Below are 8,139 nucleotides of genomic sequence, written 5' to 3'. Positions count from 1 at the left end.
AGCTGGGCCACAGCGAGAACCGCGACACCAAGCGCGATACCCTCAGTGACGATTTCAGCGTGTTCAACACCTACCGCGACTCGCTGACCTGGCAGAACGACCTGACGCTCAACGACAGCAACAGCCTGATCCTAGGCGGCGACTGGTACGAAGACCGCTTCCACGGCTCCACCACGTTTAGCGAAAACAGCCGCTGGAACCGCGCAGCCTTTGTGCAGCACCGCTTCCACAGCGAATGGTTTTCCACAGAGCTGGGCCTGCGCCGCGACCAGAACCAGCAGTTTGGTGGGCAGAACAGTTGGAGCGGCACCCTGACGGTGCCGATCAACCCCGACAATGACGTGTTGCTGAGCTACAGCGAAGGCTTTCGCGCGCCGACCTTCAACGATCTGTATTACCCCGACACGAAATACAGCAACCCGAACCTGCAGCCCGAGACTTCAAAGAGCTACGAACTGCAATGGCGCAGCCAATTGACCGACAGCACTCGCCTGGAGGCTTCGCTATACCGCACCGACTTGAGCGATGCGATTATCCTGGACAGCACCAGCAAGCCGCAAAACGTGGCGTCGGCGCGTATTGACGGGTTTGAGGCCGCCCTCAAACAGGAACTGTTTGGCTGGCAAGGCAACCTGGGCGTGTCCATCATCGACCCGCGCGACCGTGATACCGGCCACACCCTGGCCCGCCGTGCACGGCGCACGTTGAATTTGGATCTGGATCGGAAATTCGACACACTCGGCCTGGGTGCAAGTTGGCAGGCGATCAGCAGCAGCTATGACGATGAAGACAATGCGCAGCGCCTGGGCGGCTATGGATTGCTCGGCTTGCGCAGCAGTTGGGCGCTGAACCGGGAAGTGGCGCTGTCACTGAAGGTCGATAACGTGCTGGATAAATCCTATGCGCGGGCACGTTACAGCTACAACGATCCGGCGTTTCTGAACAATCAGGATTACCGTGAAGAGGGTCGGGTATGGATGGTTGGTGTGACCTGGACGCCTGAAATCTGATTGGCGCCTTCACTTGCCTCATCGCGGGCAAGCCCCCTCCCACATTTTGACTGCATTCACAGATAGCGGTCTCAGCGGCTCGGAGCAATCACCTGACACAACCGCGCCACCGCCTCCAGCATTTGCCCGCTAGGCCGCTCCAGGCCTTTGTCCGGCACCACGCGCACCCGCGCAGCCATCAATGGCCAGACTTTCCAGGCCTCCAGTTGAGCCTGATCCCCCACCAGGATCAGTTCGGGGTCACGCTGCAACACCGACTCGATACTGACCTGCGGCGCAGGTAGTTTCAGGTCATCGAATACATTGCGCGCTCCGCAGACGTTCAACGCGTCGCTGATGATCTGCCCGCCACCCACGGTATACAGCGGCTGGTCCCACACCTGATAAAACACCCGCACTGGCTCGGCCTGCTGATAACGCTGGCGCAGCCCGGCCAGGCGCTGGCGCAGTCGGGCAGCCAACTGCCGACCGGCCTCGGCGCGGCCCACTTGCTCGGCGATGGCCTGGACTTGGGTGGTGAGCTGTTCAAGGCTATGGGGTTCGGCGATGTACACCGGGATATTCAGGCGTTGCAACTGTTCGCGCTGGGCCGGGCCGACACTGCCGGGCCACAGCAGGATCAGGTCGGGATTGAGGCTGAGCAGGCGCTCCATGTCCAACTGGCCGTAATGCCCCACCGACGGCACCTTCGCCAAGTCGGCCGGCCGTTCGCCGCCATCGAGCACACCAGCCAGCAGATCGGCAGCACCCAGTTCAACCACGATTTCAGACAGGGATGGCGCCAGGCTGACCACTCGCTCGACGGCCAACGCCTGGGCAGTCAGCGCCAGCAGCACAAGCGCCACCCAGCGGTGCGTCATCCGAGTTGACGGGGAATGCGATAGAGGTAAAACAGCACCATCGTCGACAGCGCCAGCAGGAACAGCGGCACCGCTTCCAGGCCGACAAACACCGCCAGCGCGCCGACCCACGACGGGATCGCGGCCACCAGCAAAGCCGTGCGCCGACGGGCCGCGAGGGCGATCCAGGCAGCCGGTTCTTCGGGGGTATCGAGGGCTTTTGATGTGGCGATCAGCGCGTGTTTATAGCCGTGGAAGTAGCGCAGGCTGAGGAACATCGAGGCCACGCCAGCGATGAACAACGGCATCGCCAGCACCGGCACCAAGGCTACCTGACCAAACACCAGGTTGAGTACGAACAACGGAAGCAGCGCCAGGGCCAGGTACTGCCACCAGTTGAAGGACAGTCGCCGTTTTACCTGGCCACGGGTCACGCGCGGTCGACCTCGCCTTGGTGCTCGTTGCCCATCATATGGTCGAGCTTGCTGGCTTTGGTCGCCAGGTAGAGCTTGTTATGGGGGTTGTGCCCGGTGTGCAGCGGCACGCGCTCGGCCACGGTGATGCCCATCTCGGTCAAGGCTTTGACCTTGCGCGGGTTGTTGGTCATCAAGCGCAGGGATTTCACGCCCAGGTGCTCCAGCATCGGCAGACAGATCGCGTAGTCACGCTGATCGGCGGCAAAGCCCAGGCGCTCATTGGCCTCAACGGTATCGGCGCCACCGTCTTGCAGCTCGTAGGCGCGGATCTTGTTCATCAGGCCGATGCCACGGCCTTCCTGGCGCAGATACAGCAGCACGCCACGCCCTTCACGGGCGATGGCGCGCATGGCCGCTTCCAGTTGCGAGCCGCAGTCGCAGCGCTGGCTGAACAGCGCATCGCCGGTCAGGCATTCGGAATGCACACGACCCAGCACCGGCGCGCCATCCGCGATATCGCCGAGGCTGAGCACAACGTGCTCGCGCCCGGTGGCTTCTTCGAGGAAGCCGTTCATGGTGAACGTGGCAAAAGGGGTAGGCAGCTTGGAAGCGGCGACGAAAACGACGGGCACCGTGTGCTCCTGATTTCAGATTTCACAGAGGCGCCATTGTAACAGCAGGTTCCTACAGACGCTTAAGCTGAATGATCGCTGATAAAGATCAATCGGTTTGATTGGCCTTCCTCTCGGATCTATGCAATCAGAACGGATACGGCAGCTTCCAGCGCTGGAAGATCGGCTTCAGCTCGCCGTTTTTCACCAGCAGGGCCATACGCTGGTCGAACACGGTACGTAATGCCCGGCCACGCTCCGTGTCGGCAAAGCCTATGTAGAGCGGGAGGTCGATGAGGTGGGTGAGCCGGAACCTGGCACGATCAGGCGCCTGGTTGAGGACATATTGCGCCTCGGTGAGGGCGTCGATGTAGAAGTCGGCCCGGCCGTGCTGGAGCATCGGCAGAATCCCGTCGCGGCGTTGGATCTGATTGAAACGGCGCACATTGGGCAAGTACGCCTCGTACCGGTAGCCACGGACCCAGGCCAGGCGGTATTCGCCCAGCGTCGCCACGCTCGGAATCGGCGAGGTTGTCAGCCCGAGGGCGTAGATAGGGTCGGAGTCAAAGTTCCAGTGCGGGTACAGCACGCCCTTGACCTCATCGCGGTAGGAGCCGACCCAGCCATCCACCTCACCGCGCTGGGCCAGGCCCACCGAGCGGGTGTAGGGCTCGATACGGGTTTGCAGAGTGATCCCACTCGGCTCAAAGATCTCACGCATCACATCCCAGGCCAGGCCGCTGCCGTCCGCGTTGGTGTAGTCGTCCCAGGCCTCACTGGCGAGCACGACCTTGCCTGGTATCACAGGCCCATCCTGCGCCTGCGCCCAGGCTGGAATCACACACAGCAGTATCAGCAGCCAGCGGCGCACAACCATGGGTACGACCTCCTGCAAAGCCTTGCTTCAGTAATGACGTTATAGAGGGTAGCGCAGCGCGCCGATTCAGAGCGTGTCGCGAAAGTGTTGATAACCCCGGATGGCCGGTGTGATGTCCTGCCCATTCGCGTCAAGCAGCGTCACACCCTGCCCCGCCTGGACACGGCCGATGACGTGCACCGGCCAACCGTCGGCCAGCAACGGCGCCAGCTCGACGGGCGGCAGGGTAAACGCCAGCACGTAATCGTCGCCACCGCTCAAGGCAGCCACCCGCGCCTCGTCATCACCAACAAATGCCAGCAAGGCGCTGGACAGCGGCAGCTGCTGACGCTCGATCAACAGGCTGACAGCCGATGCCTTGGCGATATGCCCGCAATCGGCCAACAGCCCGTCGGAGATATCCATCGCAGCCGTCGCTTTGCCGCGCAGCGCCAGCCCCAAGGCCAACTGCGGCTGGGGTGACCAGTAATGGGCCAACAGTGGGTCCGCAATGGCCGCATCGGCATTGCGCTGGCCCAACACCAGCGGCAAGGCGCCAGCGGCATTGCCCAACTCGCCGCCGACGCACAGCAGGTCACCCGGTTGTGCACCGCTGCGCGTCAACGCCTGGCCCGCCGGCACACGCCCGAACACCGTGAGGGTCAGGCTGAGCGGCCCGCGCGTGGTGTCGCCACCCACCAGGCCCACGCCGCAACTCAGCGCCATGGTGTTCAAGCCCTGGGCATAGCGTCGCAACCAGTCGGCATCGACGGTGGGTGTCGTGAGTGCAAGGGTAAATGCGAGGGGGTTGGCGCCCATGGCGCCAGATCGCTCACCGCCACCGCCAGCGAGCGCTGGCCGAGCAGAAACGGATCGCAGGGGTCGGCAAAGTGCACGCCGGCCACTAAGGTATCGGTGGAGATTGCCAGTTGCTCCCCGGCAGGGAGCGCCAGCAGGGCGCAGTCGTCGCCAATCCCCAAGGCAATGCCGTCGCCACCCTGGGCACAGGGCGCGGCGGCGAAGTACTTGCGGATCAGCTCAAACTCACCCATTCAGGACTCAAGCGCAGGTTAGCGCTTGTGTTCCTTCACTTCGGCTTCACGCAGGCGCGGGGCCAGCTTGTCGAGCACGCCGTTGACGAACTTGTGGCCGTCGGTCGAACCGTAGACTTTCGCCAGCTCGATACCTTCGTTGATCACCACGCGGTACGGCACGTCGACGCGCTTAAGCAGTTCCCAGGTGGACAGGCGCAATACGGCCAGTTCAACCGGGTCCAGCTCTTCGATGGTCAGGTCCAGGCACGGCGACAATGCAGCATCGATCTCGGTCAGGTTGGCCGGGACGCCATGCAGGATGTCGTGGAAGTAGCTCTGGTCGGCAAACGTGAAGTCGTTATCGACGCGAAATTGCGCTTCGATCTCGTTCAGCGAAGTGCCGGCCATATGACGCTGGTACAGCGCCTGGGTCGCGAGCTGACGGGCTTTGCGACGCTTCTCGCTTTTGGATGGCTTGCCGGCATCCGCAGGGCGTGGGTCCTGAGGGTTGAACTGATCGCTCTCGTCAGAAATCACTTGGCCTCCAACTGCGACAGCAGGCTAACCATTTCCAGGGCGGACAGCGCAGCTTCAGCGCCTTTGTTGCCGGCCTTGGTGCCGGAACGCTCGATGGCTTGCTCGATGGAATCAACGGTCAGTACGCCGAAAGCGACTGGCACGCCGAACTCCATGGACACCTGGGCCAGGCCCTTGGTGCATTCGCCGGCCACGTATTCGAAGTGCGGAGTACCGCCACGAATCACAGCGCCCAGGGCGATGATGGCTGCGTATTCACCCTGTTGAGCAACTTTTTGCGCAACCAGTGGAATTTCGAAGGCGCCAGGGGCACGGATAATCGTGATATCGCTTTCGCTCACACCGTGGCGAACCAGGGCATCCACGGCACCGCTTACCAGGCTTTCAACCACGAAGCTGTTGAAGCGGCCAACCACCAGGGCATAGCGGCCTTTGGGGGCGATGAAGGTACCTTCGATGGTCTTCAGGGTCATTCGACAAATCTCTTAAAGAGCCGGGACGCGAAAAGTGCGTCCCTCAGTGATGATTTAACCGCGAACAAGGGGCAAACAGCGCCGGCCTTTATTCGGAGGGCACGTATTCTACAACTTCCAGATCGAATCCGGATATCGCATTAAATTTCATCGGTGCGCTCATCAGGCGCATTTTGCGCACACCGAGGTCCCGCAGGATCTGCGAACCGGCCCCGACAATGCTGTAGGTGGTCGGTGTTTTGGCCTGGGTCTGCTCGGCGGTTTCGCGGATATGGGCCAGCAATACATCGCCGTCCACCGGGTTACCCAGCAGCAGCACCACACCGCTGCCCGCCTCGGACACCGCTGCCATGGCGGCGCGCAGGCTCCAACGGCCCGGTTGCTTGACCATCAACAGGTCGCGCAATGGGTCCATGTTGTGCACGCGCACCAGGGTTGGTTCGTCACCGCTGATGGCGCCCAGGGTCAGGGCCATGTGCACGTCGCCTTCCACCGAATCACGATAGGTCACCAGATTGAATTGGCCCAGTTCGCTGTCCAGCGGCTGCTCGGCAATCCGCTGAACGGTACGTTCGTGGATCATGCGGTAGTGAATCAGGTCGGCAATGGTGCCGATCTTGATGTTGTGCTCGGCGGCAAAGGCTTCGAGTTCGGCGCGACGGGCCATGGTGCCGTCGTCGTTCATCACTTCGCAGATCACGCCGCTCGGCTCGAAACCGGCCATGCGCGCCAGGTCGCAGGCCGCTTCGGTATGGCCGGCACGAGCCAGGGTGCCACCCGGTTGGGCCATCAGCGGGAAGATATGGCCAGGGCTGACGATGTCTTCGGCCTTGGCGTCTTTCGCGGCAGCCGCCTGGACAGTGCGGGCGCGGTCAGCGGCGGAGATGCCGGTGGTGACGCCGGTGGTCGCTTCAATCGACACCGTGAACTTTGTACCAAAACCCGAGCCGTTGCGCGGCGCCATCAACGGCAGCTTGAGCAACTCGCAGCGCTCGCGGCTCATGGGCATGCAGATCAGCCCGCGGGCGTGCTTGGCCATGAAGTTGATGTGCTCGGGCTTGCAGGCCTCGGCGGCCATGATGATGTCGCCTTCGTTCTCGCGGTCTTCGTCATCCATCAGGATGACCATCTTGCCTTGGCGGATGTCTTCAACCAGTTCTTCGATGTTATTGAGCGCCACGCGGCACCCCCTTGGTCAGGATTTCAGGTAGCCGTTAGCGGCCAAAAAACTTTCAGTGATGTTACCTGCAGCAGGCTCTGCGGCCTTGTCACCCAACAACAGGCGCTCCAGATAACGGGCAAGCAAGTCGACTTCCAGATTCACCCGGCGACCAGGCTGGTACGACGCCATGATGGTTTCGCTCAGGGTGTGGGGAATGATGGTCAGTTCGAATTCGGCGCCATTCACGGCGTTCACGGTCAGGCTGGTGCCGTCGACGGTGATCGAGCCTTTGTGGGCAATGTACTTGGCCAGCTCTTTGGGCGCGCGGATGCGGAACTCCACGGCGCGGGCGTTTTCGCTGCGGGCAACCACTTCGCCGACACCGTCGACATGGCCGCTGACCAGGTGACCACCGAGACGGGTGGTGGGCGTCAGGGCTTTTTCCAGGTTGACCGGGCTGCCGGCCTTGAGGTCGTTCATCGCGGTGCAGTCCAGGGTTTCCCGGCTGACGTCGGCGGCAAAGCCATTGCCAGGCAGCTCGATGACGGTCAGACACACGCCGCTGACGGCGATGCTGTCGCCCAGCTTGACGTCGCCCAGGTCGAGCTTGCCGGTTTCAACCAGCAGGCGTACGTCGCCGCCTTTGGGGGTCATTGCACGGATGCTGCCGATGGATTCGATAATGCCGGTGAACATTTCGTTCTCCTGAAAACGAGGGGCTGACGCGCAAGCGCAGGCCGGGAATTATACGCTCGCTGCTGGCACAGGGATGGCAGTGACCCGCCAGTCGTCGCCTACAGCGCGCATTTCAGTGATCTTGAGTTGGGGGGCGTCGGCCAGTTTCTCAAGCGGCCAGTCCAGCAACGGCCGGGCTGCGGAGCCGAGGAACTTGCCGGCGACGAAAATCACGTATTCGTCCACCAGCCCTTGTTGGGCAAACGCACCCGCCAGGCTTGGGCCGGCTTCCACCAGCACCTCGTTGACGCCACGGGCCGCCAGGGCCATCAGTGCCGAACGCAGGTCGACCTGGCCTTCCACACCCGGCACCACCAGGCACTCAGGGCCACGGGGGAACTGGTTTTCCGGGGTGACACACGTGATGACCAATGCCGGACCCGCCTTGAAGAACGGCGCGTTGAGCGGCACCCGCAGGCGACCGTCGATCAACACACGCAGCGGCGGGCGCGACATGGCCAGGGCG

The 8,139-nt window shown here is 62.5% G+C and carries 10 protein-coding genes and 1 pseudogene; 1 reads left to right on the top strand and 10 read right to left on the bottom strand.

Annotated features, from left to right (window positions below; translation table 11 throughout):
• The coding region (locus IQK56_RS29395; protein WP_193901933.1) for a TonB-dependent receptor domain-containing protein at nucleotides 1-1,010 on the top strand (1,010 nt) is incomplete at its 5' end.
• A gap of 71 nt (nucleotides 1,011-1,081) precedes the next feature.
• Here IQK56_RS29395 and IQK56_RS29390 read toward each other — a convergent pair.
• The 10 genes and pseudogenes from IQK56_RS29390 to IQK56_RS29345 form a co-directional block, all read right to left on the bottom strand.
• Nucleotides 1,082-1,870 (bottom strand): cobalamin-binding protein, encoded by a 789-nt coding sequence (locus IQK56_RS29390; RefSeq protein WP_193864162.1) that lies wholly within the window; start codon nucleotides 1,868-1,870, stop codon nucleotides 1,082-1,084.
• Nucleotides 1,867-2,283, bottom strand: a complete 417-nt coding sequence (locus IQK56_RS29385; RefSeq protein WP_193864163.1) for a nuclear FMR1 interacting 1 family protein — start codon at nucleotides 2,281-2,283, stop codon at nucleotides 1,867-1,869. The genes IQK56_RS29390 and IQK56_RS29385 overlap by 4 nt, the downstream gene beginning before the upstream one ends.
• Nucleotides 2,280-2,897, bottom strand: a complete 618-nt coding sequence (gene ribA, locus IQK56_RS29380) for a GTP cyclohydrolase II (protein WP_016978544.1) — start codon at nucleotides 2,895-2,897, stop codon at nucleotides 2,280-2,282. Before ribA ends, IQK56_RS29385 begins: the two co-directional genes overlap by 4 nt.
• A gap of 127 nt (nucleotides 2,898-3,024) precedes the next feature.
• The gene (locus tag IQK56_RS29375) at nucleotides 3,025-3,753 is read right to left on the bottom strand and encodes a substrate-binding periplasmic protein (protein ID WP_193864164.1); all 729 of its coding nucleotides are present in this window, start codon (nucleotides 3,751-3,753) and stop codon (nucleotides 3,025-3,027) included.
• 66 nt (nucleotides 3,754-3,819) lie between these two features.
• A pseudogene (thiL, locus tag IQK56_RS29370) lies at nucleotides 3,820-4,784 on the bottom strand (thiamine-phosphate kinase).
• An 18-nt stretch (nucleotides 4,785-4,802) separates the two neighbouring features.
• Nucleotides 4,803-5,303 (bottom strand): transcription antitermination factor NusB, encoded by a 501-nt coding sequence (gene nusB / locus IQK56_RS29365; RefSeq protein WP_110621747.1) that lies wholly within the window; start codon nucleotides 5,301-5,303, stop codon nucleotides 4,803-4,805.
• A complete protein-coding gene (gene ribH, locus IQK56_RS29360) occupies nucleotides 5,300-5,776 on the bottom strand; it encodes a 6,7-dimethyl-8-ribityllumazine synthase (protein ID WP_003176356.1) in 477 nt (158 codons plus the stop codon). The genes nusB and ribH overlap by 4 nt, the downstream gene beginning before the upstream one ends.
• 88 nt (nucleotides 5,777-5,864) lie before the next feature.
• Nucleotides 5,865-6,956: a bifunctional 3,4-dihydroxy-2-butanone-4-phosphate synthase/GTP cyclohydrolase II gene (gene ribBA / locus IQK56_RS29355; protein WP_099584631.1), complete on the bottom strand. Its 1,092-nt coding sequence runs from the start codon at nucleotides 6,954-6,956 to the stop codon at nucleotides 5,865-5,867.
• A gap of 15 nt (nucleotides 6,957-6,971) precedes the next feature.
• A complete protein-coding gene (locus IQK56_RS29350; RefSeq protein WP_029299435.1) occupies nucleotides 6,972-7,634 on the bottom strand; it encodes a riboflavin synthase in 663 nt (220 codons plus the stop codon).
• A gap of 48 nt (nucleotides 7,635-7,682) precedes the next feature.
• The coding region (locus IQK56_RS29345; RefSeq protein ID WP_193901932.1) for a RibD family protein at nucleotides 7,683-8,139 on the bottom strand (457 nt) is incomplete at its 5' end.

It is taken from the genome of Pseudomonas cyclaminis, assembly GCF_015163715.1.
In the GTDB taxonomy this organism is placed as follows: Bacteria; Pseudomonadota; Gammaproteobacteria; order Pseudomonadales; family Pseudomonadaceae; genus Aquipseudomonas; species Aquipseudomonas cyclaminis.
Note: the sequence above shows the minus strand (reverse complement) of the source record. Positions and strands in the feature narration are given on the sequence as shown.

Coding starts and splice junctions, on each gene's coding strand:
- IQK56_RS29350 (WP_029299435.1), bottom strand. CDS start 7,634: ATGTTCACCGGCATTATCGAATCCATCGGCAGCATCCGTGCAATGACC.
- IQK56_RS29390 (WP_193864162.1), bottom strand. CDS start 1,870: ATGACGCACCGCTGGGTGGCGCTTGTGCTGCTGGCGCTGACTGCCCAG.
- ribH (WP_003176356.1), bottom strand. CDS start 5,776: ATGACCCTGAAGACCATCGAAGGTACCTTCATCGCCCCCAAAGGCCGC.
- IQK56_RS29375 (WP_193864164.1), bottom strand. CDS start 3,753: ATGGTTGTGCGCCGCTGGCTGCTGATACTGCTGTGTGTGATTCCAGCC.